This is a genomic window from Sanguibacter suaedae (assembly GCF_016342785.1).
GTDB lineage: Bacteria > Actinomycetota > Actinomycetes > Actinomycetales > Cellulomonadaceae > Sanguibacter > Sanguibacter suaedae.
In genome coordinates this window covers 278,070-301,479 of the sequence record NZ_JAEINH010000001.1, presented here as the reverse complement: position 1 = coordinate 301,479, position 23,410 = coordinate 278,070, and the positions used below count along the sequence as shown (strand labels likewise).

The window sequence follows — 23,410 nt, the reverse complement described above, 5'->3', positions numbered from 1 at the left end:
CTGCCGATGAGCAGGCAGAAACGTCCGTCCAGCCGAAGGAAGCACCACTGATGGCACTGTTCAGCAAGGGCCCCCGCACGCAGGTGCCCGAGCTCGCCCAGTTCTCCGTCGACCAGGTGCTCGACGCCTTCCCGGTGCCGATCATCGTCCTCGACACCCGCGGCACCGAGCTGTACAGCAGCCCCGAGTCCGTGGCGCGCGCCAAGGAGATCGTCGCGTCGCACGGCATGGAGGTCTTCACGCAGCTCCGCAAGCAGCTGGGGCAGATCGTGGTGCAGGAGAAGCACTTCCCCGTGACGACCGTCCGTGAGGCCGGGCACCGCGGGCAGACGGCGTTCCTCGAGGTCACCGTGAACCGCATGGGCACCGAGGGGTTCGTCGCCACGTGGCGGAACATCACCGCCGAGCGTGAGAACACGCAGGTGGCCGACGGGGTCGCGTCCGAGCTCGGCACCGCCGCCAGCACGTTCTCCGAGCTGGGCGACCGCCTGGTGCAGGGCGCCGCGCAGGTGTCCCAGCTGGCCGAGACGAGCGCCGCGGGCACCGAGCAGATGTCCGCGAGCATCCGCGAGATCGCCGCGACCGCCGGGGCGGCCGCCGACAACACCGCCACGGCCGTCGCCGCCGCCGAGCAGGCCCGTGAGCGCCTCACCAAGCTCGCGGAGTCGTCCGCGAAGATCGGCGACGTCAGCAAGCTCATCTCCGGCATCGCCGCCCAGACCAACCTCCTCGCCCTCAACGCCACCATCGAGGCCGCACGCGCCGGGGCGTCGGGCAAGGGATTCGCGGTCGTCGCCGGTGAGGTCAAGGAGCTCGCCGGCCGCACCGCGACCGCGACCGCCGACATCACCGCGTCCATCGACCAGATCCAGACGGACAGCGACGACGCCACCGAGGCCATCGCGGACATCGTGCGCCTCATCCGCGAGATCGAGGCCCAGCAGGGCACCGTCGCGAGCGCCGTCGAGGAGCAGACCGCCACGAGCAACGAGATGAACGCGAGCATCGGCGCCGTCTCCGGGGCGGCCAGCGCCTCCGCCCAGGCCGCGCAGGAGGTCCGCGACGCCGCCGCGTTCGTCACCGCCAAGGCCGAACAGCTCCGCGGGTTCGTCACCCGCTGATCCCGTGGACCACGTCACCGTCGACCTGGACGAGATGCGCGAGATGATCGGCCGGCTGATCGAGCATCGCGTGGCTGAGCACGGGCCGACGCTCGACCTTCCGTTCGACTTCTTCTGGGCCATCCACGACCCACGCCTCGGTGATCCGCTCGAGAGCCCGGAGGTCACGATCGGACAGGTCTCGGAGACCCTGTCGATGCTCGAGCGCACCACGGAGACCTGGGAAGGCATGCCGGCAGAGATCCTGGGAACCTCGCTGCGATGGTGGTCGTACGTGCTCGCAGCGGCCGCAGCGCAGCTGGAACGCGGCGACGCGTGACCGTGGCGGAGTATCCGGACGGGCTCGTGGGACAGCAGGTGAGCCGGTTGTCGCACGACTTCTCGGTCTTCGTCGAGTTCGGCGACGGTGACGGGCTGCGGGTCGAGACGCCGTTCACGGTCGTGCCCGCCGGTTCGGACCGGCCGGTCGAGATCGACCCGGAGGAGCCCGAGGAGCACTGGTCCGTCGTGACGGGGCTGCTGCACCAGCGTGTCGTCCACGCGGCAGTCGGCCCCCAGGGTGTCCTGTCGCTCCTCTTTGCACGCGGGGACCGCATGGAATGCCCACCGCACTCGCAGCACGAAGCCTGGACGTTCACGTCGCAGACCGGCGAGCTCGTCGTGTGCACGCCCGGAGGTGACCTCGCCCGCTGGGCTGGTAGGACCCTCTGACGGCGTTGCACGACGGTGCGTCCCTCCGTGCCTGAGCGAGTGAGATGGTCATGTCTCAGTCGTCGGTAGTCGGGGCGGGGACCGCAGGGAACCTGGCGGTCGCCACGAGGCCGCCGTCGGCGCGGGGGACGAGGGTGAGGGTGCCGCCGAGGGCGTCGACGATGGACGTCGCGATGGCCAGGCCCAGGCCAGCCCCGGCGTGGTCGGCCGACCTGGTGCGGCCCTCTCCGCGCCGGAACGGCTCCGTGAGGAGTGCGACGTCCTCGGGTGTGAGCCGCCTGCCCGTGTTCTCGACGGTCAGGGTGGCGTGTGCGCCGGTCGCGTCGGTGCTCGCCCGGACCCACCCGCCCGCGCCGGTGTTGTGGACCACGGCGTTCTGCACGAGGTTCGCGGCGAGGTGCAGGAGCAGCGGTTCGTTGCCGCTCACCCAGGCGGGCTGCGCGCCGAGGTGCAGGGCGGTGCCGCGCGACTCGGCGAGACCGGCGAACGTCTCGACGGCGTCCTCGAGGACGAGCGCGAGGTCCACGGTCGTGCGCTCGGGCGGGGCGGCGTCGGTCCGGGCGATGAGGAGCAGCGCCTCGGTGACGGCGACCGCACGGTCGTTCGCGGCGCTCAGTCGCGCCACCAGCGTGCCGGTGTCGACGTCGGGGTCGGCGGCCGCGACGTCGAGAATGGCCCGGGTGGTGGCGAGCGGGGTGCGCAGCTCGTGGGAGGCGTCCGCCGCGAAGCGCCGGTACCCCGCGACGTTGCGTTCGATGCGGGTGAGCATCGCGTCGAACGTGTCCGCGACGTCGCGGAACTCGTCGTGCGGTCCCGTCGACCCGATCCGGTGGCTCAGCGACCCCGACGCGGCGCGTCGGGCGGCGTCGCTGATCTCGGTGAGGGGGCGCAGCACCCGCCCGGCGAGGAACCACCCCCCGAGCATCCCCAGCGCGAAGAGCGCCGCGCACGCTAGGGTCGCGGCGGGCACGAACGCGGCCAGGAGGTCGTTCCGGTCGGGCGCGATCGCGCTCCCGCTGCCGGGCTGGAGGACGACGATGTTGCCCTCCGGCACATACCGCAGGAGGAAGACGAACACGACGGCCAGGAGGATCGCGCCGACGACGACCACGAGCGCCGCATAGCTGAGGGTCAGGCGTAGGCGGGCCGAGAGACCCCGCCTACGCATCGTCGTCCCCCGTGGCCTGGGCGGGGCTGCCCGCACCGATGCGGTACCCGACGCCGGGGACGGTGTCGATGACCCATGGCTCACCGAGGCGCCGGCGCAACGACGAGATGGTGATGCGCACGGCGTTGGTGAACGGGTCGGCATTGTCGTCCCACGCCTGCGCGAGGAGCTGCTCGGCGCTCACCACGCCTCCGCGGGCGGCCATGAGGACCTCGAGGACGGCGAACTGCTTGCGCGTCACCGCGACGTACCGGCCGTCGCGGAACACCTCCCGCCGGAACGGGTCGACGCGGAGCCCGACCAGCTCCAGCACCGGCGGGGTCCGCGCGGGGGTGCGTCGGGCGAGGGCCCGCACCCGCAGGACGAGCTCGCGCATGACGAACGGTTTGGTGAGGTAGTCGTCGGCCCCCAGCTCGAAACCGCTGGCCTTGTCGTCCAGGCGGTCCGCGGCGGTGAGCATGAGGATGGGCGTCGCGGACCCGGAGGCGACGATCGACCGTGCGACGTCGTCCCCGGACGGCCCCGGCACGTCGCGGTCGAGGACCGCCACGGCGTACGTGTTGACGGCCAGCAGCTCCAGGGCCTTGTGACCGTCCAGGGCGACGTCGGCGGCGATCGCCTCGAGCCGCAACCCGTCCCGGACGGCCGCGGCGAGATCCGGTTCGTCCTCGACGATCAGCACACGCATACGGCGACCCTACGCGCGGCCCCATATCGCGGGCGTATGCGAAAGCCCGTACACCGTGGCAACAGCCGGGTGGGTTCGCTCGACCCATGAGCGCACCCGGTGTCACCGCCCCAGTCCACGAACCGACGACCGGTCCCCGGCGCGTCCCGCGCCGTCCGCGGCGCCGACGGGTGGCCGCCGCCGTCGTCGTCCTCGCCGTTCTGGTCGCCCTGGGGGCCGGTGCGGCCCGAGAGCTGTTCGCCGCTCCCTCGGGGGGTGGGGTGCGGCTCGTGACGTCGACCGAGCCGACGGCCGCCGACGGGCGGGTCCCCGGCGGTGAGGCGGTCTCCCCGTTCGACGACACCGTCCCCGCGATCGCGCGCCTCGACCCCGACCTGCTCGCTGCCGTCCGGGAGGCGGCGACCGCCATGGAGGCCGACGGGCGGCCCCTGCACATCACCAGCGGGTGGCGGTCCCCGGAGTACCAGCAGTGGTTGCAGGACGACGCCCTGCGCACCACGGGATCCGCGGAGGAGGCGTCCCGCCTGGTCGCCTCGCCCGAGGGCTCCGCCCACGTGACGGGCGACGCCGTCGACATCGGCCCCTACCCGACCGCCGAGCTCCTCAGCCGGCGCGGCGCCCAGTACGGCCTCTGCCAGGTGTACGCCAACGAGATCTGGCACTTCGAGCTGCGTCCTGACGCACCCGAGCAAGGGTGCCCGGAGATGTACGACGACCCGTCCCAGGACCCGCGGGCGGGGCAGTGATCGCTGCGGCCCGCAGCTCTGCGACCGACGGCGTTCGCGGTGGTGGTCGATCCCTTCAGGGAAGAGAGGAGTCGTGAGTCCTATTCAGCGTCGGAGCCGGATTGACGCCTAGAGCGAGTTCTTCGTCGAAGGAACACGACGGCGACGGTGGCCAACGTGGTGACTGTTGCGAGAAAAGCGTAGTCGTAGAGTGCGCTCTGGTATCCGAGGTCGATCATCGGTGGGTGTCCTCCTCGACGTTGAGTTTCGCACCCTCGCGAGCCATAACGTGCTCGGTTGGCTCGAACCGGAGCGAGTACCGATCTAGTGCCCCTTGGGCGCAATTCGGCTTTCAGGGAAGCGTAACGAACTCCTCGGCGCGTGTCGTGGCGTCGACCGCACCTCGTGGAGCAGGTCAGGCCGGCGCGGGACCGAGAGCCGGGTCAGCTGCCCTCGACGGGCAGCCAGAGCTCGACCGTTGCGACACTGAAGTCGTCGGTGCGGTCGATCACGGAGACCATCTCTGGGCCCGCTCGAAGCCTCCACGGGTTCGAGGGGAACCACTCGGTGGCAGTGGCTGACCACACCTCCTGGAGCGTCTGCGGGTAAGGACCCGCCGCCCGGAAGACGGCCCACGAGCCGGCCGGCACGTCGATGACGTCGAGGTCGTCCGGGGGTGGCACGGCGTCGGTGACGGCCACGCCGTGCAGGTACGTCAGCTCGGTGTCTTCCGTGCGGTCCGGGTCGATGTCGGTGGTGACCGCGAGGAGTCCGTGCGGCTCGGTGTCGCCCATGGCCTTGAGCCGCAGGTGCTCCTCTGGAGCCAGGGACGTCACGTGCTCCTGTATGGCGGGGTTGACTCCGCGGTGGATGAGCGGAACACGGGTGGCGTGCCCCGCCAGCCGGAAGGCAGGTCGTGAGGTGATTCGGACGTTCATGGGTGTTGCTCCTTCGACGGTCAGGCGGAACCTGAGGCGTGGCTGGGTGAGGAGGGGACCACCGTCGCGACGTGCTCGGCCCGGGGTGACTCCGTGGACCGACTGAAACGCTCTTCCGAAGGCCTCGGCCGAGGTGTAGCCGTAGCGGACGGCCATGCCCAGCAGGTCCCCGGTTCCTGTCACGACGTCCGCCGCGGCGACCGTCATGCGACGACGGCGCACGTACTCCGACAGCGGCATCCCGGCCAGCGCGGAGAACATGCGACGCAGGTGGTGCTCGGTGGTGCCGAGCGTGGCGGCGAGGCAGGCGACGTCGAGGTCGTCGGCGAGATGCTCCTCGACGACGTCGACGAGCCGGTTGAGCCAGGTGATCACGGTGCTCCCTTCCACCCGCAACTCTGCCGTCTGGTGCATTCGGGGGACCCGATCATCGAAGCCCGTTGCGATCAGTCCCCGAATCCAGCGCACACCACCCACCACGTCCAGCAGCAAGGACTGCGACTGGCTCGACGCATCTCAGCGGTCCGCGCCTTCTTATCATCGAGATGGACGTTCTCGACAAGCGGCTTCATGGAAGGCGAGAGCACGGGTGATGTGATCTGTCCCCAGATGGGCAGGGTTACGCTCCGGAGATGAGAGTTACCCAGGTGGATGAGCGCACCTGTGAGCACGAGATGAACGCTGATGGTTACAGGGTCGCGGTGGTGTATCCAGGGCGGCGGGTGGCGACCTTCGACGTCGACGAGTGCTCCACGCAGGAAGCACGCGCGTGGGCGGAGGCCCGCGGCGACGAGGCCGGTGGGTTCTCCCTGGCGGCGCGCTTCGACCATGTGCCGAAGGGCGGGGTGACCCTGATGTGGTTGACCCCGCCCCCCGAGGACGTGATGGAAGCGTTAGACGCTTAGGAGCACTTGGCGGTCTGCGTCGTTGGCTTGCAGAAGGGCTGTTCGAGATCGCGCGGTCCGTGGGTCAGGGCCGGATCCTGGCCAGGCAGTGGTGGCGGGTGGCCCGTGGTGATGATCGACGCCAAGGGCGAGCCGGCCGACGCCCACGACCTCGCGCGCGTGCTCGGCGCGGCCGGGCACCGCGTCGCGGTGGCCCCGAGGTGGAACCTGTGCGGAGGCTCCTCATCAACGTGGCTGTGCGACGACACGCCTCGCAACCCATGGGGTAGACGACGTGTCGTGGCGGGTTGTCCTGGAGCGCTACTGCTCGTCTCTCATGCCGATCGACCGTTTTTCAGTAGAGGCTCAAGGTTTCACCTCCTGGTGTCGATCCGGTCGAGGTAAGAGTGTGAGAGCGGTGTCCAGGGGGAGAGTTCATGTCGTTTGATACAGGTCGGCCGAATCGTGCTGGTATGACCAGGGACGCTGAGAGATTGCGCAAGCCCTCCGGGCAGTTCCGGCGGCTCGTCGCCGCGATCACAGCGGCGGTGCTCGCTGGGATCGTGCTTATCGCGGTGCCTTCCCCGCCTGCAGTCGCGGCCGAGCCGTGGTCAGGGACTGTCGACTTGGCTGTTTCGCGCACGCAGGTTGATGTTCACGACACCTGGGCGGTGGTCACGGCGACGGCCAGCGCGGAGCTACGCTCCCCGTACTACCTGTCGATCTACGACAACGAGGGCAAGCTGGTCAGCGCTTGCGCTAACACCGCGTGTGGGTCTGCCGATAACACCGCCCTCACGGCCAGCATCAGTGTGGCCAACAACGGCACCCGCACCTTTACCGCCTATGTCGCACAAGACAGGCCCTCCACTTCCATCCCCACCAACGACGTCCGCGCGATCTCCAACACCGTCAGCACCCACAACACAGGTTGGTCGGGGACTGCTCAGTTGGCTGTTTCGCGCACGCAGGTTGATGTTCACGACACCTGGGCGGTGGTCACGGCGACGGCCAGCGCGGAGCTACGCTCCCCGTACTACCTGTCGATCTACGACAACGAGGGCAAGCTGGTCAGCGCTTGCGCTAACACCGCGTGTGGGTCTGCCGATAACACCGCCCTCACGGCCAGCATCAGTGTGGCCAACAACGGCACCCGCACCTTTACCGCCTATGTCGCACAAGACAGGCCCTCCACTTCCATCCCCACCAACGACGTCCGCGCGATCTCCAACACCGTCAAGGTTCGAAACCTGGGGTGGAACGGCTCGGTCCAGCTGACGAAGGCGGCGGGCACTTCGACTAACCAGATGGTGGTCACGGCGACGGCCAGCGCGGAGCTACGCTCCCCGTACTACCTGTCGATCTACGACAACGAGGGCAAGCTGGTCAGCGCTTGCGCTAACACCGCGTGTGGGTCTGCCGATAACACCACCCTCACGGCCGACATCAGCGTGGCCAACAACGGCACCCGCACCTTCACCGCCTATGTCGCACAAGACAGGCCCTCCACTTCCATCCCCACCAACGACGTTCGCGCGATCAGTGGCCGGTTGAGCACGTCAGGCAACGGTCCGACGTGGGCGGGCGCGACCGCAGGTGGGTCGAACCCGTCGGTGCCTTGCAGCGCGCGGTGTCATGGAGACCCGGTGAACTCGGTGACGGGTGAGTTCTGGGAGACCAGCACCGATCTGAGTGTGGGAAGCGGTTCGCCCGCACTGGCGTTCCAGCGCAGTTTCGCCACTTCTCGGAATCGAGTCGATGGTCCGCTGGGGTGGGGGTGGACGACGAACTTCGACATGCTGATGTCGGTTCCCGTCGGGGTGACAGGGACGTTGCAGGACGCTGGGCAGGTTCAGGTGCGCCAGGAGAACGGCAGCGTCGTGGCGTTCACGCGCACCGGCGATGGGCGCTTCGCGGCCCCGGTTCAGGTTCAGGCAACCTTGGAGCAACGGGCCGATGGCACGTTCGTGATGACCCGCCAGGGGCGTCAGGTGTTCGTCTTCGATGCTGACGGGCGCCTTGGTGCCCTTCAAGACCTTAACGGCAACACGGTGACATTGACCTACACCGGGGCGAACCTCACCCGTGTGACCGACGACCGCGGGTCGTCCCTGGATGTCATCTGGGCCGGTTCGCACATCACGGCGGTCGTGGACCACACGGGGCGGACCGTGTCCTACGCGTACTCGTCGGCTGGAGATCTCACGGGTGTGACGCTGCCCGACGGATCGACCCTTGCCTACGCGTATGACTCGGCACACCGGGTGGTGTCGTTGACCAAGCCCGGTGGCGGGGTGACCACGAACGTCTATGACACCGCGAGCCGGGTCACCGCCCAGACTGACGCACTGGGCAGGACTATGACGTTCGCCTACGAGTCGGATCAGACGACGATCACTGACCCTGCGGGTTCAGTGACGATCGAACGGTTCATCGACGGACAGGTGCTCTCCGAGACCAAGGCCGCCGGGACACCGATCGAGGCCACCACGTTCTTCACCTTCGGTGAGACGAACCAGGTCGAGTCCACTACCGACGCCCTGGGCCGGCTCACACGGTTCACCTATGACGCCCGCGGGAACCGCACGAGCGTGACCGACCCGTTGGGTCGGGTGTCGACGGCGACGTACGACGAGCTCAACAACATGACCTCGATGACCAACGCGGCCGGTGAGTCCCGGACGATGGCGTACGACGACCGAGGGAACCTGGTCTCGTCCACCGCGCCCGACGGTGCAACGACCACCTTCACGCTCAATGCTGATGGCACGGTCGCCACGTCGACGGATCCGCTCGGTCGGGTGACCGCGTTCACCTACGACAGCACGGGGTTCACAGCCTCGATCACTGGCCCGGACGGGTCTGTGGTCCTGACCCAGTACGACTCGTTGGGCAACCTCATCTCGACGACCGACCCGCGCGGTACGACTGCCGGCGCGCAGCCTGGGGACTACACCTCGACGTTCTCCTACGACGCTCTCGGACGCCAGCTGACGGGAACAGACGCGTTGGGCGCGCTGGTGGCTTCGGTCTACGACGCCGAGGGGCGTCCGACGTCGGTCACCGACGCGTCGGCTGCGACCACGACCAGCGAGTACGACCTGCACGGACAGCTGACCGCGGTGGTCGACGCCGCGGGTGGGCGAACGACCATGACGTATGACGGGGCCGGCCGTGTCCTGACGGTCACTGATGCGGCGGGGTCGGTGACCTCGAGCGAGTACGACGCCCTGGGGCGCACAACGTCGGTCACTGACGCGTTGGGTCGGGTGACGTCGATGGAGTACGACGCGGGTGACCGAGTTACCGCGACGGTGAGCCCGTCGGGTGCGCGCACGACCTACACCTACGACGCGGCTGATCAGTTGTTGACCGTCACCGACGCGTTGGGGAAGGTCACGACCACCACGTATGACAAGGCTGGTCGGCCGGTGACGGTGACTGATGCCGACGGTCGGGCAGCGACCAGCACGTACGACAAGGCCGGTCGGCCGGTGAGCGTGCTGCGCGGTGACGGCAGCACGGTCAGGTGGGAGAACAACGCCGCCGGGCAGGTCATCGCGTACGTCGACGGCTCAGGTGCCCGCTCGACCACGACCTATGACGAGGCGGGGCGGCGCGCGTCGTACACGGACACCGCAGGTCGCGTGACCACGTACGGGTACGACGTCGCGGGTCTGCTGACCACCGTGACCCAGGCCGACGGCGCTGTCACCACCTACACCTATGACGCGGCGGGGCGGCGCACCGGCACCGACTACTCCGACGCCACACCGGACGTGTCGATGACCTACGACCTCGCTGGGCGCCCCACCTCGACCACCGACGCCGCGGGCACCACTGCCTACACCTACGACGCGCTCGGGCGTGTCCTGCAGGTCGACCGCGACGGGACCACGGTCGGGTACGGGTGGGACGAGGTCAACCAGCTCACCGCACTGACCTACCCCACCGGGCAGACCGTGCACCGCACCTACGACGCAGCCGGGCAGCTGACCAGCGTGAAGGACTGGCTCGACCAGACCTACACCTTCGCCTACGACGCCGACGGGTCCACCACCGAGGTCACCTACCCCAACGGTGTGGTCACCTCCATGGACCACGACGCCAACGGTCAGACCCTCGGTGTGCTCACGAGCGCCTCGGCCGGTGAGGACCTCCTCGCCCTCGCCTACGGCTACACCGATGCCGGTCAGCTCGCCGACCAGACCACCACACGCTCGACCCAGTCCCGCGCACCGCCGGCCGTGGCCACGACCACCTCGACCTACACGTGGGACGCCCTCGGGCGCGTCGCGCAGGTCAGCGGCGATCAGCCGTCGACGTTCACGTTCGACGCCGCCGGGTCTGTGACCACTCTCGGCGCCGGGCAGACCCTGACCTACGACGCCGCACGCCAGCTCACCACCTCCACCACCCCCGCGACCGACACGGCCCCGGCGGTCACGTCGACCTTCACGTACGACGCCCGCGGGAACCGCGCCACCACCGTCACCGACACCGGGGACGCCGCCGGGACGATCGCCCACACCTACGACCAGGCCAACCAGCTCACCACCATCACCGGCCCGGACGGAACAACAACCGCGTACACCTACGACGCGACCGGTCTGCGCGCCTCGGCGACCACCACGACCGGCACCGAGAGCGCCACCGAGCAGTACACGTGGAACGCCCTGGCCGCGGTGCCTCAGCTCCTCACCGACAACACTCACTCCTATCTGTACGGCGCCAGCAGCACACCTTTGGCCCAGTACGACCTCACCGGGTCCGGCGTTGACTACCTGCACGGCGACGTCCTCGGCTCGATCCGCACCACCACCGACACCACCGGCGCAGTCACCTCCAACGCCGACTACGACGTTTATGGCCAACCTCTGGCCGTGACGACCGAGCCGGTGTCGGCGATCACCAGGTTCGGGTACGCCGGGGAGTACACCGACCCCACCGGGTACATCTACCTGCGTGCCCGCTACTACGACCCCACCACCGCACAGTTCCTCACCCGCGACCCCCTCGAGACCACCACCAACAACCCCTACGGCTACACCGACGGCAACCCACTCCAGTACGTCGACCCCCTCGGCCTCTGGAGCTGGAACCCGCTTAAATGGACCAAAGACGAGTGGTCAACCGTCGGCAACGTTGCTGGAACGCTGGCGCTCGGCGCAGGTCTGGTCGGCGTGACGGTGGCATCTGGCGGGACCGCTGCTCCGTTCCTGCTTGGCGCATCGACCGTGCTGACCTGGACGAGCGTCGGTGCTAGCTCCGTGGCTGCGGCGCAGGAGTGTCTCGATGGCGGCAGTGCCGGAGCGTGCATCGAGAAGGTAGGAGTCACGGCAGTCTCTGCGGCTGGCGCGGGTGTTGCGTCCATGCTTCAACAGACAGCGTGGCAAGCTCGCCGCCTAGCAGGGAGCCAGCTTCTCAGGCAATACGCCTGGTTCGGGGGAAACAGCGTTAGCCTCGCTTATGACGCTGGAAAGGTGGCCTACTGCTCATGACCGAAGGTCAGTTGACGATTAGCGCACTGTTGCTCATCGCAGGTACATGCGTCAATCTGATGGCGCTCTTTCCGCTGGTCTCAACCGATCGACAGAGGCTCGCTTTCCGAAGGCTGTGGCGAGCTGGCCCAGCACTTGCCCTCTGCGGTCTCGTGGCGACCGCAGTCAGCGGCCCTGGAGCGGAACGCTTGATCTTGACGGTGGTAGGTGGAGCAGGTCTGCTGTGGTGTGTCTGCGCGCGGGGGCAGGAGGTCGAGAGGGTCTCATCTCGCGCAACCACATCGAGACGAATCGGCGTGTCTCGGGTGGTGGCTGGAGCTGCCGGGTACCTCGTTGGCTTCGTCGCAGTTTTCGCCGGCTGACGTGCGCCCCGTATTTTCCGGCTCCTGGTTGCCCCGATGCTCGAGTCGTATCGGTAGGTGGTCCAGCCGAGTGCGGGAGCGCACCGCGCAGTCGATGAGGGCCGGGGCGCGGGACCGACCCACATGGTGAAGTTCAGGCTGCCCGCGACGTTCGTCGTCGCCCAGGTGCGCCTCCAACACGGCGAGCTCGCCTACGGCTACGCCAACGGTTGGCTGGACGACGCGTCGGCCGTCGGCATCGCGGAGGACCTCGTCGCAACTGGTGCCGCGCTACCGCCCGTCGTGGAGCTCGCGAGCGTCTTCAAGGGCGAGCTGTGGCGAGTGCCGCGGATCGTCGACGCCATCGAGGTCGAACCTGCCTCGGCCCCGGATCGGGTATGGCTCTACCTCGCCCTGGCCTGGCTGCACGAGCACAAGGAAGGCCACGCGGACCCGCTCCAGGTGATCGAGATGCTCTACGCCGACTTCGACTATCCGGCAGAGATCGATGGACTGGTCAGGTACCTGCCGGCGCCCCCGGGCGCTCGGATTGGGGTCGACGCTATCGAGGAGCGATGGAGGGCGTACCTCTACCGACGATCGACCGAATACGCGTCGCGACGCTGACCGCACTCGCGCCGGCGTCAGAGTCACCCGGCGCGGACGGACCGCTCCGCGTCAGGTGAGACCGACGTCGTCGCCAACCGAGCCTTCGGGAGCTGGAAACCTGCGGGGATAAGGTGAAGCATGACTGCGTTCCGGACGTCGATGTACATCGGCGAACATCTTGTGGGCCTGGAGGAAGTGCTCGACCAGGTGATCAGCGCAGACCTCGAGTGGCATCTGACATTCTTCTGGGGGACCCCCGCTGTCGGGGCTGACGTCTCCGTGGACAGCCTGGAAGAAGCCGCAAGTGCTGCTCCTCATGGGTTGATCCTGTCGGAGGAGGAGCTTCGTCTGCTCGCCACGAAGCTCTATCAGGTGATCGACTGTGTCATCCTTGGGTTTCCCAAGGACCAACCAGTTCACCTGAGGGACTCCGCGACGATGAGCGTCGTCGCCTTCGATTCCAGCGAATGGGGCGTATACGCGGGCCTTCGGGAGCGGTATCGCATCAGAACAGAGTCCTTGCTGAGCGAGATCTGAGGACCCGACAGCCAGGATCTCGCGCCAGTTCCTTGGAGTCCGGCCACGTGACGCCCGACAGAGTCCTGGCATCATCGTCCGATGACCACGCCCCGGCGCCAGGACGCGACCTCCGTCCGCCCCATCACCGATCCCGACGTCGCGGTCGCCGTCGACACTCTCGCCAGGGCCTTCGCCGACTATCCCTACACGCGCCACGTGGTCGCGGCGGACCGGCACGGGGAGCGGATCAGGAGGTACCAGGAGCTGTGCCTGACCCGCGTCGGGATGGTCCACGGCCGCGTCTGGGTCGCTGACGAGGGGCGCGCCGTGGCCGTCTGGGCCGTCCCTGACCAGGACCCGTCACCCGCTCTCGTGGAGCTCGCACCGATCCTCGTCGAGCTCAGTGGCGACCGGGCTGCCGTCGCTGCCTCTGCGGACGCGGCGGTGGAACCACACCGACCCGAGGGGCCCGCATGGTTCCTGCAGACCGTGGCGACCGCTCCCGAGGCCCAGGGGAAGGGCCTCGGGACCGCGGTGCTGCTTCCCGGCATCGAAGAGGCCGAGAGTGCCGGGTTCCCTGCATACCTGGAGACCTCCGACGTCGCGAACGTGCGGTTCTACGAACGTCTCGGCTTCGAAATCATCGCTGACGTCCGGCTCCCCGACGACGGTCCCCGCACGTGGTGCATGCGCAGGGAGCCCCGCCTCAGGTGAGCCCGTGCCGGTGGGCGAAGACGACCGCCTGGACCCGGTCTCGGAGGCCGAGCTTGCGGAGCACGGAACCGACGTGGGTCTTGATGGTGGACTCGGCGAGGAAGAACTCCTGGGCCATCTCGGCATTCGACAGGCCGCGGGCGACCGCGACGAGGACGTCGCGTTCCTTCTCGGTGAGCCGCTGGTAGCTGTGGGGGAGCTCGTCGCGGGTGGCGCCGTGGCTGTCGAGCAGCGCGATGAGGTCGTTCGGGCCCAGGACGGCGTTGCCGGCGTGCACCGTCCGGATGGCGTCGGCCAGCTGGAGGGGCGTCGTGTCCTTGAGCAGGAACCCGCTGGCCCCGTGGCGGATGGCCGTCGCCGCGCGGTCGTCGAGGTCGAAGGTGGTCAGCACCACGACCCGAAGCGGTGTGGCCCTGCTGCCCACCAGGTCCGGTGCCAGCAACCGCCGCGTCGCCTCCACACCGTCCAGCACCGGCATCCGGAGGTCCATGAGGACCACGTCGGGGTGCAGCTCGGCGGCCATCCGCAGCGCCTGGTGCCCGTCGCCCGCCGTGCCGACCACGTGCATGCCGGGCTGCGCGTCCACGATGATGCGCACGCCCTCACGGAACAGCTCCTGGTCGTCGACGAGCATCACCCTGATCGACGACGCGTCGTCCGGCTCCACGGTGCCGGTGTCCCCGGTCATGCGCGCACCGGCAGGTGAGCGGTGGCGGTCCACGTCGTCGCGGTGGCCGTGACGTCCAACCGGCCGCCGACCGACGCCAGGCGCTTCTGCATCCCCGGGAGCCCCAGACCGCTGCCCGTCTCCGCCACCGAGGCAGCCGGCTGCCCAGGCTCCGTGACCGGACGGTCGTTGGCGACGGACATGCGCAGCTCGTCGCCCCAGTCCCGGCGCACCTGGAGAGATGCGCTCGGGCGGCCGTGCCGCAACGCGTTGGTGAGCATCTCCTGCAGGACGCGGTAGGCCACACCGGCCACGTCCGGCTCCAGCGGTCGAGGCCGCCCGGACTCGGCCAGCACCACGGGGTGCCCGCTGCGCCGGGCACCGGTGAGGAGCTCGTCCAGGTCACCGACATGCGTCGACCCCGGTCCGGTCGCGGGATCGTGCACCACGCGCAAGACGTCGTGCACGTCCACCAGGGACGCCCGGGCAGAGGTCGCGATGACCGCCAGGGTGCGCTTGAGGCGGGCAGGGTCGTCGTCGGGCAGGTACTGGCCGGACTCGGCCTGCGCGAGGATCACCGTCAAGGAGTGGCCCACCACGTCGTGCACGTCCGCGGCCAGCTGCGCCTGCTGGCTGCGCAGCAGCGCGACCTCGGCGGTCTCCGCCTCCCGCGTCTCCGCCGCCAGGGCCTTCTCCTGGGAGGTTCGCGCCCGCACCAGGCTGCGCACCGTCACCCCGGCCCCCCACGGAAGGCCCACGACCAGCAGCCCTGCTGCGGTCAGGAGCACGGTGACCAGGCTCGTGCCACCCACGTCGAGCGCACCCACCGCCTCGCCGAGGGGTGCCGCCACCTGGGACACGTTCCCGGTGTCCGGCGGGTCGTAGAGCCCCGACTGCAGGACGAGGAACCCCGCCAGGACGGACAGCGGCAGGGAGAGCCCTCCGGCCACGACGACGGCGTGCCGCCCCCAGCGGGCCGTCCCGTACGCGACCAGGGCCACCGATGCCTGGGTGAGCAGCGGCGGCACGTCGCCGGCCACCTGCACCATGACCGTCACCCAGGCGAGGGTCGCCGCGGCCGTCGGCGCCCGCCGCCACAGCCCGACGGCCACCGCGACGGCCACGACCAGAGCGCCCAGCGGGACGCCAGAGCCCGGCGTCCCCACAGCGGCCGACCGGGCCTCCATGAGGCCCAGCACGGCGACGGTCAGGGCCGGGACGACGTCAGGGCCCACGTCGGCGAGCGCCCGTCGGGCCCGCGCCCACCCGTCGGGGGAGCTCAAGGGCTGGTCCGTGCCCAGCGTGCGGCGAGCGGTCGTTCCACCAGCCGCCAGCTGAGGACCGCCATGACCACCGTGGCCAGCGCTGCCAGCAGCGGACCGAAGGGGACGGGGCGCAACCACAGGGTCAGCGGGTAGTTCCACAGGTACGCGGCGTAGGAGACGGTGCCGAGCGCGACGAGCCAGCTCAGGGGCCACGCCGTCACCTCTCTCCAGTGCACCGCCGCCAGGACCAGCACCGCGGTGAGCAGAGCGATGGTCGGACCGGCCGCGAGGTAGGTCCACGTGTGTCCCCGCAATGGTATGACGGCGAGCACCAGCAGCCCGGCCGTCGCCGCAGCAGCCGCAGGGACGCCCAGGGAACGCCGGAGCGGCAGCAACCGGGCGGCCGCACCGATGACGAACGCCGGCGCCCAGCTCGTCGGCAGGGCGTAGGCGATTTCCGGGGAGCCCGCGGACCACCAGGCGGTGGCCAGCAGCGCAGCGACGGTGATGACCATCGCGACACCCAGGGCCCGACGGGGCCGCCCGGCCACCAGGCAGGCCGCCAGGAGCGCGGGCCACACCAGGTAGAACTGCTCCTCCGTGGCCAGGGTCCACAGGTGGAACGTCGCCCCGTCGGGCACCAGGTGCGGCAGGTTCCCCGTCCACGTGACCGCGACCGCGAGGTCACGCAGCAGGCTCGCCCGGTCGTCGAGCGGGTCCAGCAACGCTGTGACCAGCGTGTACGGCACCAGGAGGGCGACGAGGGGCGGCACCAGGCGTTGCACGCGCCGACGGTAGAACCGGCGCAGGTCCACCTGGCCGTGCCGGTCGTGCTCCTGGACCAGCAGGCCCGTGATCAGGTACCCGGACAGCGTGAAGAAGGCCACCACACCCACCACCCCGGCCCCGGGGGCCACGTCGGGGAACGCGTGCCGGGCCATGACCAGGACCACCGCGAGCCCCCGGACGAGGTCCAGACCGTCGATGCGTGTGCCCTGGACCGGTGAGGCGGTGACCGCGGAGGTGGTCATCGCTGCAGCACCGCGACAGGCCGGCCGGCCCGGAGCGGCTGGTCCTCCAGCAGGGCGTCCTCGAGCAGCATGGCGAGCAGCTCGGGGTAGCTGGTGCCCGCGGCGGCGAACATGCGCGGGACCTGGGACGCCGGGGTGAACCCCGGGATGGTGTTCACCTCGTTGAGGACCGGGCCCGTCACGGTGAGGAAGAAGTCGACCCGCGCCACACCCCGGCAGCCCAGGGCGTCGTAGACCCGGACCGCGGCATTCTCCAGCTCGGCCCGCTGCGCCGGGTCGAGCGAGGCGGGCACCCGGAAGTCGGCCTCACCGCCGTACTTGGCGTCGGCGTCGAAGACCCCGTCGCAGACGATCTCCAGGGCGGGTGCCACGACCCGGGACCCGTCGGGTCGTCCCAGGACGGCGACGTCGATCTCCCGCCCGACCACGAGGTCCTCGACCAGCACGCGGGTGCCCAGGGCGAACGCCGCACGCAGCGCGCCGTCGAGGTCCTCGCGGCGGTGCACCAGGGTGACGCCGTGGCTTGAACCGGCCGAGACCGGCTTGACCACCACCGGCAGCGTCAGGTGGTCCGTCGCCTGGTCGGCGGCGGTCAGCAACCTGCCCGGGGCCACCCCGAGCCCCAGGTCGGCGGCCACGAGCTTGGTGACCCACTTGTCCATCGCGATCGCCCCCGCACCCACCCCGGACCCGACGTGGGGGACCCCGGCGAGCTCGCACAGCGCGGCCAGCGTCCCGTCCTCGCCGCCACGGCCGTGCACCAGCGGCAGCACGACGTCGCAGCCGCTGAGGACGCGGACCGCCCCGGACAGGTCGAACGGGTGCTCGCCCTCGCCGGCGCCGTGGTGCCAGGAGCCGTCGCGGCCGATGGTCAGGGGGACGACGTCCCACGGGCCGCCACGGAGGGCGTCCGCCGCTGCGGCGGCGGACGCCAGGGACACGTCGTGCTCGCTGCTGGTGCCGCCGCCGACGACGGCGACCCTCGTGGTCGTGGTGGTGGGGGAGGTCATGAAGGGCTCCAGGTGGGGTCGGGGGAGAAGCGGCGCAGGACGCGGAGGGGGGCCGAGCCGAGGCCGGTGACGATCTCGTGCTCGAGGGTGCGGGCCCAGCGGGCCCACTCGGCGGCCGTGGGTGCTGCGTCGCGCCCGGTGCCGACGACCGTCGCCGTGTCGCCGGGGGCGACGGGGGACCCGGGGCCGACGTCGACGACCACCTGGTCCATGGAGATGCGCCCGACCACGGGGCACCGTCGGCCCCCGAGCAGCACCTCGGCGCGACCGGTGGCCGCCCGCGGGAGACCGTCGGCATAACCGACGGGGAGCAGCGCCAGGGTCGTCGCCCGCGACGCCACCCACGCGTGCCCGTAGCCCACGCCCGTCCCGGCCGGCACCTGCCGGACCGAGACCACCGGGGCGGTGAGGGTGAGCGCCGGGCGCAGCGACGTGGAGTCCGACGGATCGATGCCCACCAGCCCCGCACCGACGCGGACCATGGTGTGGTGCGTGGCCGGGTCGGTGAGCGTGGCGGCCGTGGCGGCGAGATGCCGGTGCCGAGGCCGCAGACCCACCGCCCGGGCGACCTGCAGGCCCCGCTCGAAGGCCGCCCGCCCGGCGGCGTTGGCCGAGGGACCGCCGACGTCGGCCAGCGCGAGGTGACCCATCACGCCGACCACCTGCACCCGACCGTCGAGCTCGGCGAGCCGGGCCGCCCGGCACAGGGCGGGCCACTCCTCGGGCGACGCACCGTCGCGCGCCAGCCCGGTGTCCAGGTGCAGGTGGACCCGCGCCGGGCCCGTCCGTGCGTCACCCGCGGCGGCGGCCACGGCCGCGAGATGAGGGACCGACGGCACCGCGAGGTCCACGCCCGCCCGCACCGCGGCACCGAAGTCGGCGCCCACCGGGTTCAACCAGCTCAGCACCGGGACCCGGAGCCCGGCGTCGCGCAGCGCCAGCCCCTCGCTCAGCGCGGTGACGCCCAGCCACGTCGCCCCCGAGGCCACCGCGGTGCGGGCGACGGCGACCGCGCCGTGCCCGAACCCGTCGGCCTTGACGACCGCCATGAGGTCCCCGCGCACCCGCCCCGCCAGGAGACGGCAGTTCGCGGCGATCGCGTCCAGGTCGACGCACAGCTCCGGGGCGCTCGGGCCTCGCCGGCCGAGGCCGGTTGCGAGCGCGGGTGCGGGCGCCGGGAGGGTGGCCGGGCGGGTCACCTGCCCGCCCCGGCCACCGCGGCTTCCCGGACCGGCGACGGGGCCTCGACCGGCCCGTACAGGGCGGCGGGGACGCCGGTCAGGAGCGCCCAGTAGCGGTCGCCGTAGCTCCAGTGCCACCACTCCGTGGGGTAGTTGACCAGGCCTGCGCCCACGAGCGCCCGCCCGAGCACCATGCGCAGGGCCCGTGCGGGGGCGCCGATGTCGCGGCTGTCGGTGAAGCACCGGCCGCCGGAGACCTCCGGTGTCGCATCGATGGGGGTGCCCATGTCCAGGTCGGCGCCGTCGGGCCCGGTGAGGGTGAGGTCCACCGCGGCACCCGCGACGTGCGGTGCCACCGCGACGGGGGACACGAAGCGGCTGACCAGCCGCTCCCGCTCGGCCGCTGACGCACCGGGGTGGGCCGCGGCGACCTCGGCCGCGTAGGTCGCGATGATCGCCTGCTGCTCCCACACCGGCCGGTGACCCTCCTGGACGCGGAGCGCCATCCCGGTCGGCAGCGACGCGCGGGCAGCGGCCAGCCGGTCGGCGAGCCCGGAGCGGACCAGGGCCCGGGCCGGGCCGAACTCCGGTCCCAGCTCCACCAACGGGTCAGCCCGTCCGAGGACGGGGACGGCGGCGACGCGAGGGTCGCTGAGCAGGATCATGTGAGCACCCTCGCGTGCGCGCGGCCCGCTCACCTCCACCTCCGGTACCGGTCACCGGTACCAGAGGGCCGACGTCACCATCCCGCCGACGGATCGTGTCCGGGGCGTGCCCGGGTTACGTGCCCGCGAGCCCGACGGAGGCCCCGCCGAGCAGGACGCGCAGCGCCCGCTGCGACATTCGCATCGAGAGTAGGTTCTTGAGTGGTGAATACGGTGTGACGTAAGGTGGTCTAGCAGGTTGTCCAGCACGGCACGGAGGGAAGGACCCGTCATGTCGATCAGTGCGATCGTCGAAGCACATGGGAACACCACGCGCATGAACGACCACGAGGTGGCCCGGCGCCTGGTCAACCATCTCGGGGCGACAGCCGTTGCCGCACTGGCTGGCTCCAAGGACGCGAAGGCTCCGTTCCGGTGGATGAAGGAGACGACCCCCTCTGCCGGCGCCTCGGAGCGGATGCGCGTAGCGCACCGTGTCTGGCAGGTCCTGGCGGACGGGGAGAACGAGCACACCGCGCGTGCATGGTTCGTCGGCGCCAACCCGCTCCTGGGGGAGCAGTCCCCGGTGCTCGCCCTCCGCGAGGGCAGGTGCACCGAGGTGCTCCAGGCGGCGACCGCATTCCTCGACGGATCCTGGGGCGCCTGAGCCTTGCTGCCCTGGCCCACCGTCACCTGCACAGGCACCTTGTGGCGGGTGTTCTCCCATCGCTATGGACCTCTCAACCCTCCGGTCCGCACCGGGCGCCCAGACCTGACGTGGGCGCGCTTCGACGTGCCCGGATGGGCCACTGTCTATGGGGCTGACCAGCGTGTGGGGGGCGTTCCTCGAGACTCTCGCCTATGCAGTCCCTGACCCAGGACTGAGTGATCTCGCGTCGTTGTTCCCTGACGGTCCTGGTCCGACGATCCACCAGGAGTGGCAGGCATCAGGCTTTGGCCACATGCCTAGCGGATCGGTCAATCTCCAGTGGCGCACCACGCGTGCGATCGCGCAGATCCGCCCACGGGCCGATCTGACCCTGATCGACCGGTGTCACTCACAGACCGTGGGGTTGCTCCGGTCCACCGTCGCGGAATGGGCACCGACGGGGCACCGGGTCCGCACCATGCCGAACCTGCTGGACGTCTCGGCGTTGACCGGTCCGGACAGGGCGCTGACATGCTCTCTGGCCTGGTGGTTGGCCAGCCAGGAGCTCCCCGACGGATCGCTTCCATCGGGGGTTCGCTATCCCTCACGGCACGGCACCGACCAGCAGGCCACGGCGCTGTGGATCGACATGGGTCGTTTCTCCCCGGGAACTGACACGGCGCACGCTGTGGAGGCAGCGATCGACACCGTGGCCTCGGCGCAGTTCAGCGACCGTGACCCCGACCTCCAGGCAGCTGCCAAGCTTCTCGGCGTGACTGTCTTCTAGGGAAGGACGAGCGATCTGAGGGCGCGCGCTCGCGCGTTCTTGTTCAGGCCTCGGGCGCGGTCGCCCGCGCCACCTTCCGGTAGTGCACGACCCGCAGGCCCGTGACGACGGCCGCGACCAGGAGCGCGACGATCAACGACGTCACCTGGCCTCCGACGGCCGCGAAACCGAGGAGGTTCTGCGCGACGACGGTGAGGAGGACGAGCATGACGACGGCGGCGATCACCTGGGGTCGTGCGGACGTGGGTTCCTTCGTGACGGCCCTGGCCGCCGCGCGGTCGAGGAACCAGGCGAGGAGCCCGAACGCTGCACCCACCGGGGCGGTGAGGATCACGACGAGCGGCAGGTAGGCGAGCCCCACCTCGCGGCCGTCACCGGCGGCGAGCGACACGACCGTCCACCAGGCGCTCGGAACCGCCGCGCACACGAGCGCCCAGAGGGCGGCCCGGCGCACCTGCGACCTTCTCCGTGCTGTCATCCGCGTGCCTTCCCGTAACGCCACCAGCAGACCACCGTCGGCGCGACGGGGACCGCGAGCCCCACGAGTACCGCGTCGGTGCCGTCGACGGACAGGAGCCTGAGGAGAGGGTAGGCCCGGACGGCAGCGAACGCCGGGACGAGGGTCACCGTGCCGACCCGCCACCACGGTGAGCGGGGCGCCCTGTCGGCGCGAGGACGGACAGGCCCGCCCCGACGCCGGCCCACAGGGTGGGGCGGGCGTGCTCGGGGCGGTCCACCGGCGGCCACGGACCAGTGGTCCCTGCGGGGCGAGGGGAACTCTCCCACGGACGGCCCCGCGAGCGTGCGCAAGAGCCCCGACCTGTGGACTCAGCCCTCGGTCTCGTCCTCCTCGCTCGTCCCCGTGGGGTCTCTCGCGAGCTTCGGCGCCGGGGGGACCCACGCCCGGACGGGCTGGAGGACGGCACGCCGACGGAATGTGCGTATGATCGCCGTATGACGATGATAGAGATCAGCGGCGATGTGTCGGTCGACGAGGTCGGTGCGCTCGAGAACGCGGCGTCGCTCTTCCGGGCGCTCGGGGACCCGTCGCGGCTGTCGATCCTGCGTCACCTGGCACTCGGCGAGCACCGCGTGGTCGATCTCACCGCGCACCTCGGGCTGGCCCAGTCCACGGTGTCCAAGCACCTCGCCTGCCTACGTGACTGCGGGCTCGTGGTCTCCCGCGCCGAGGGTCGCGCGTCGGTGTTCCGCCTCGCCCACCCTGCCGCCACGGCGGGACTGCTCGCCGCCGCGGAGCACGCCCTCGCGCTCACCGGGGACGCGGTGACGCTCTGCCCGACGGCCACCCCGACAGCCCAGGTCGCTCCGTGAGCGCAGGCCACAGCCACAGCCACGGGACGGCGACGGGCGCGCACCGCAGGCGCCTGGTCGTGGTGCTCGTCATCACAATGAGCGTGGTGGGCGCGCAGGTGGTCGGTGGCATCGTGTCCGGGTCGTTGGCCCTGCTGGCCGACGCCGCGCACATGCTCACCGACGCGACGGGCGTGGCGATCGCCCTGGTGGCGAGCGGGCTCGCCGCACGGCCGCCGACGAGCGCCCGCACGTACGGGCTGCAGCGTGCGGAGATCCTCGCGGCGCTCGCCAACGCCCTCCTCCTCGGCGGGCTCGCCGTGTGGGTGGTCGTCGAGGCGGTGCAGCGGTGGGCCGACCCGCCGGAGGTCGCCACGGGCCCGATGCTCGTCGTCGCCGTCCTCGGTGGCCTCGCCAACCTCGTCTGCCTCCTCATCCTCCGCGGCGGGCAGAGCGAGAGCCTCAACGTCCGCGGTGCATACCTGGAGGTGCTGGGTGACCTCGTGGGGTCCGTGGCCGTCATCGTCGCGGGCGTCGTCATCGCCACGACCGGGTACGCGCGGGCCGACGTCCTGGCGTCCCTCGCCATCGGGGTGTTCATCGTGCCCCGGGCCTGGTCGCTCCTCCGGGACGTCGTGGACGTCCTCCTCGAGGCCACCCCGCGCGGCCTCGACCTCGACGCCGTCCGCGAGCACGTGCGCGAGGTGCCGGGCGTCGTCGACGTCCACGACCTCCACGCGTGGACCATCACCAGCGGGGTCACCGCGCTGTCAGCGCACGTCGTCGTCGACGACGACTGCATCACCCAGGGCAGGTCGGGCGCGGTGCTCGACTCCCTCGAGGAGTGCCTCGCAGGGCACTTCGCGACCGAGCACTGCACCTTCCAGCTGGAACCGGTGAGCCACCGGCCCCACGAGGGCGTGCGGCACGACTAGGGCGCTTCGCT

Annotated in this window: 24 protein-coding genes; 13 read left to right on the top strand and 11 right to left on the bottom strand. The window is 70.6% G+C overall.

All coding sequences use genetic code 11. The features are described 5' to 3' along the window. Nucleotides 1-50 precede the first annotated feature (50 nt). Genes JAV76_RS01465 through JAV76_RS01455 form a run of 3 tightly spaced genes read left to right on the top strand, consistent with a single transcriptional unit; the run spans nucleotide 51 to nucleotide 1,832 of the window. The gene (locus JAV76_RS01465) at nucleotides 51-1,121 is read left to right on the top strand and encodes a methyl-accepting chemotaxis protein (RefSeq protein WP_198732235.1); all 1,071 of its coding nucleotides are present in this window, start codon (nucleotides 51-53) and stop codon (nucleotides 1,119-1,121) included. Between the two features lie 4 nt (nucleotides 1,122-1,125). After that, entirely contained in the window at nucleotides 1,126-1,440 is a 315-nt protein-coding gene (locus JAV76_RS01460; protein ID WP_198732234.1) for a hypothetical protein, read from the top strand. A 2-nt stretch (nucleotides 1,441-1,442) separates the two neighbouring features. Further along, complete coding sequence (locus JAV76_RS01455) at nucleotides 1,443-1,832, top strand: DUF6188 family protein (RefSeq protein ID WP_198732233.1); 390 nt, start codon at nucleotides 1,443-1,445, stop codon at nucleotides 1,830-1,832. A gap of 55 nt (nucleotides 1,833-1,887) precedes the next feature. On the opposite strand, the gene JAV76_RS01450 is transcribed toward JAV76_RS01455, so the two are convergent. Both JAV76_RS01450 and JAV76_RS01445 read right to left on the bottom strand, forming a co-directional pair. After that, entirely contained in the window at nucleotides 1,888-3,000 is a 1,113-nt protein-coding gene (locus tag JAV76_RS01450) for a sensor histidine kinase (protein ID WP_198732232.1), read from the bottom strand. Beyond that, nucleotides 2,993-3,688 (bottom strand): response regulator transcription factor, encoded by a 696-nt coding sequence (locus JAV76_RS01445; protein WP_198732231.1) that lies wholly within the window; start codon nucleotides 3,686-3,688, stop codon nucleotides 2,993-2,995. The genes JAV76_RS01450 and JAV76_RS01445 overlap by 8 nt, the downstream gene beginning before the upstream one ends. An 86-nt stretch (nucleotides 3,689-3,774) precedes the next feature. On the opposite strand from JAV76_RS01445, the gene JAV76_RS01440 reads away from it, so the two are divergent. Beyond that, entirely contained in the window at nucleotides 3,775-4,434 is a 660-nt protein-coding gene (locus JAV76_RS01440) for a M15 family metallopeptidase (RefSeq protein ID WP_198732230.1), read from the top strand. 422 nt (nucleotides 4,435-4,856) lie between these two features. Here the strand turns inward: JAV76_RS01440 and JAV76_RS01435 are convergent, their stop codons facing one another. After that, on the bottom strand, nucleotides 4,857-5,726 hold the full coding sequence (locus JAV76_RS01435; protein ID WP_198732229.1) for an AraC family transcriptional regulator: 870 nt from the start codon (nucleotides 5,724-5,726) through the stop codon (nucleotides 4,857-4,859). Nucleotides 5,727-5,998: 272 nt separating this feature from the next. Here JAV76_RS01435 and JAV76_RS01430 point away from each other — a divergent pair, with 272 nt between their 5' ends. The 5 genes from JAV76_RS01430 to JAV76_RS01410 all read left to right on the top strand — a co-directional run bounded on the left by JAV76_RS01430 (nucleotide 5,999) and on the right by JAV76_RS01410 (nucleotide 13,919). After that, nucleotides 5,999-6,256, top strand: a complete 258-nt coding sequence (locus JAV76_RS01430) for a hypothetical protein (RefSeq protein ID WP_307843944.1) — start codon at nucleotides 5,999-6,001, stop codon at nucleotides 6,254-6,256. Between the two features lie 473 nt (nucleotides 6,257-6,729). Further along, a complete protein-coding gene (locus JAV76_RS01425; RefSeq protein ID WP_198732227.1) occupies nucleotides 6,730-11,736 on the top strand; it encodes an RHS repeat-associated core domain-containing protein in 5,007 nt (1,668 codons plus the stop codon). 485 nt (nucleotides 11,737-12,221) lie between these two features. Further along, a complete protein-coding gene (locus tag JAV76_RS01420) occupies nucleotides 12,222-12,704 on the top strand; it encodes a DUF2247 family protein (protein ID WP_198732226.1) in 483 nt (160 codons plus the stop codon). A gap of 120 nt (nucleotides 12,705-12,824) precedes the next feature. After that, nucleotides 12,825-13,223 (top strand): hypothetical protein, encoded by a 399-nt coding sequence (locus tag JAV76_RS01415; RefSeq protein WP_198732225.1) that lies wholly within the window; start codon nucleotides 12,825-12,827, stop codon nucleotides 13,221-13,223. Between the two features lie 81 nt (nucleotides 13,224-13,304). After that, entirely contained in the window at nucleotides 13,305-13,919 is a 615-nt protein-coding gene (locus JAV76_RS01410; RefSeq protein WP_198732224.1) for a GNAT family N-acetyltransferase, read from the top strand. Here JAV76_RS01410 and JAV76_RS01405 read toward each other — a convergent pair. The 6 genes from JAV76_RS01405 to JAV76_RS01380 are packed head-to-tail and all read right to left on the bottom strand — an operon-like array spanning nucleotide 13,912 to nucleotide 19,738. Continuing rightward, entirely contained in the window at nucleotides 13,912-14,607 is a 696-nt protein-coding gene (locus JAV76_RS01405) for a response regulator (RefSeq protein ID WP_198732223.1), read from the bottom strand. The genes JAV76_RS01410 and JAV76_RS01405 overlap by 8 nt on opposite strands. After that, entirely contained in the window at nucleotides 14,604-15,869 is a 1,266-nt protein-coding gene (locus tag JAV76_RS01400) for a sensor histidine kinase (RefSeq protein WP_198732222.1), read from the bottom strand. The genes JAV76_RS01405 and JAV76_RS01400 overlap by 4 nt, the downstream gene beginning before the upstream one ends. Then, nucleotides 15,866-16,882 carry an acyltransferase family protein gene (locus JAV76_RS01395; RefSeq protein WP_198732221.1) on the bottom strand — a complete coding sequence of 339 codons (1,017 nt, stop codon included), beginning with the start codon at nucleotides 16,880-16,882 and terminating at the stop codon, nucleotides 15,866-15,868. The genes JAV76_RS01400 and JAV76_RS01395 overlap by 4 nt, the downstream gene beginning before the upstream one ends. After that, the gene (locus tag JAV76_RS01390; protein WP_198732220.1) at nucleotides 16,879-17,892 is read right to left on the bottom strand and encodes a D-alanine--D-alanine ligase family protein; all 1,014 of its coding nucleotides are present in this window, start codon (nucleotides 17,890-17,892) and stop codon (nucleotides 16,879-16,881) included. Before JAV76_RS01390 ends, JAV76_RS01395 begins: the two co-directional genes overlap by 4 nt. Then, nucleotides 17,889-19,091: an alanine racemase gene (alr, locus tag JAV76_RS01385; RefSeq protein ID WP_198732219.1), complete on the bottom strand. Its 1,203-nt coding sequence runs from the start codon at nucleotides 19,089-19,091 to the stop codon at nucleotides 17,889-17,891. Before alr ends, JAV76_RS01390 begins: the two co-directional genes overlap by 4 nt. Beyond that, a complete protein-coding gene (locus JAV76_RS01380; RefSeq protein WP_198732218.1) occupies nucleotides 19,088-19,738 on the bottom strand; it encodes a M15 family metallopeptidase in 651 nt (216 codons plus the stop codon). Before JAV76_RS01380 ends, alr begins: the two co-directional genes overlap by 4 nt. 316 nt (nucleotides 19,739-20,054) lie before the next feature. Between JAV76_RS01380 and JAV76_RS01375 the strand changes: the two genes are divergently transcribed. Together JAV76_RS01375 and JAV76_RS01370 are read left to right on the top strand one after the other, a co-directional pair. Next, nucleotides 20,055-20,384 carry a hypothetical protein gene (locus JAV76_RS01375; protein WP_230401685.1) on the top strand — a complete coding sequence of 110 codons (330 nt, stop codon included), beginning with the start codon at nucleotides 20,055-20,057 and terminating at the stop codon, nucleotides 20,382-20,384. 295 nt (nucleotides 20,385-20,679) lie between these two features. Then, on the top strand, nucleotides 20,680-21,153 hold the full coding sequence (locus JAV76_RS01370; protein WP_198732216.1) for a hypothetical protein: 474 nt from the start codon (nucleotides 20,680-20,682) through the stop codon (nucleotides 21,151-21,153). 43 nt (nucleotides 21,154-21,196) lie between these two features. On the opposite strand, the gene JAV76_RS01365 is transcribed toward JAV76_RS01370, so the two are convergent. Continuing rightward, a complete protein-coding gene (locus JAV76_RS01365; protein ID WP_198732215.1) occupies nucleotides 21,197-21,631 on the bottom strand; it encodes a hypothetical protein in 435 nt (144 codons plus the stop codon). Beyond that, nucleotides 21,628-21,780 (bottom strand): hypothetical protein, encoded by a 153-nt coding sequence (locus JAV76_RS01360; protein WP_198732214.1) that lies wholly within the window; start codon nucleotides 21,778-21,780, stop codon nucleotides 21,628-21,630. Before JAV76_RS01360 ends, JAV76_RS01365 begins: the two co-directional genes overlap by 4 nt. Before the next feature lie 327 nt (nucleotides 21,781-22,107). Between JAV76_RS01360 and JAV76_RS01355 the strand changes: the two genes are divergently transcribed. Together JAV76_RS01355 and JAV76_RS01350 are read left to right on the top strand one after the other, a co-directional pair. Continuing rightward, the gene (locus JAV76_RS01355) at nucleotides 22,108-22,485 is read left to right on the top strand and encodes an ArsR/SmtB family transcription factor (RefSeq protein WP_198732213.1); all 378 of its coding nucleotides are present in this window, start codon (nucleotides 22,108-22,110) and stop codon (nucleotides 22,483-22,485) included. After that, nucleotides 22,482-23,399 carry a cation diffusion facilitator family transporter gene (locus JAV76_RS01350; protein ID WP_198732212.1) on the top strand — a complete coding sequence of 306 codons (918 nt, stop codon included), beginning with the start codon at nucleotides 22,482-22,484 and terminating at the stop codon, nucleotides 23,397-23,399. Before JAV76_RS01355 ends, JAV76_RS01350 begins: the two co-directional genes overlap by 4 nt. Nucleotides 23,400-23,410 lie beyond the last annotated feature (11 nt).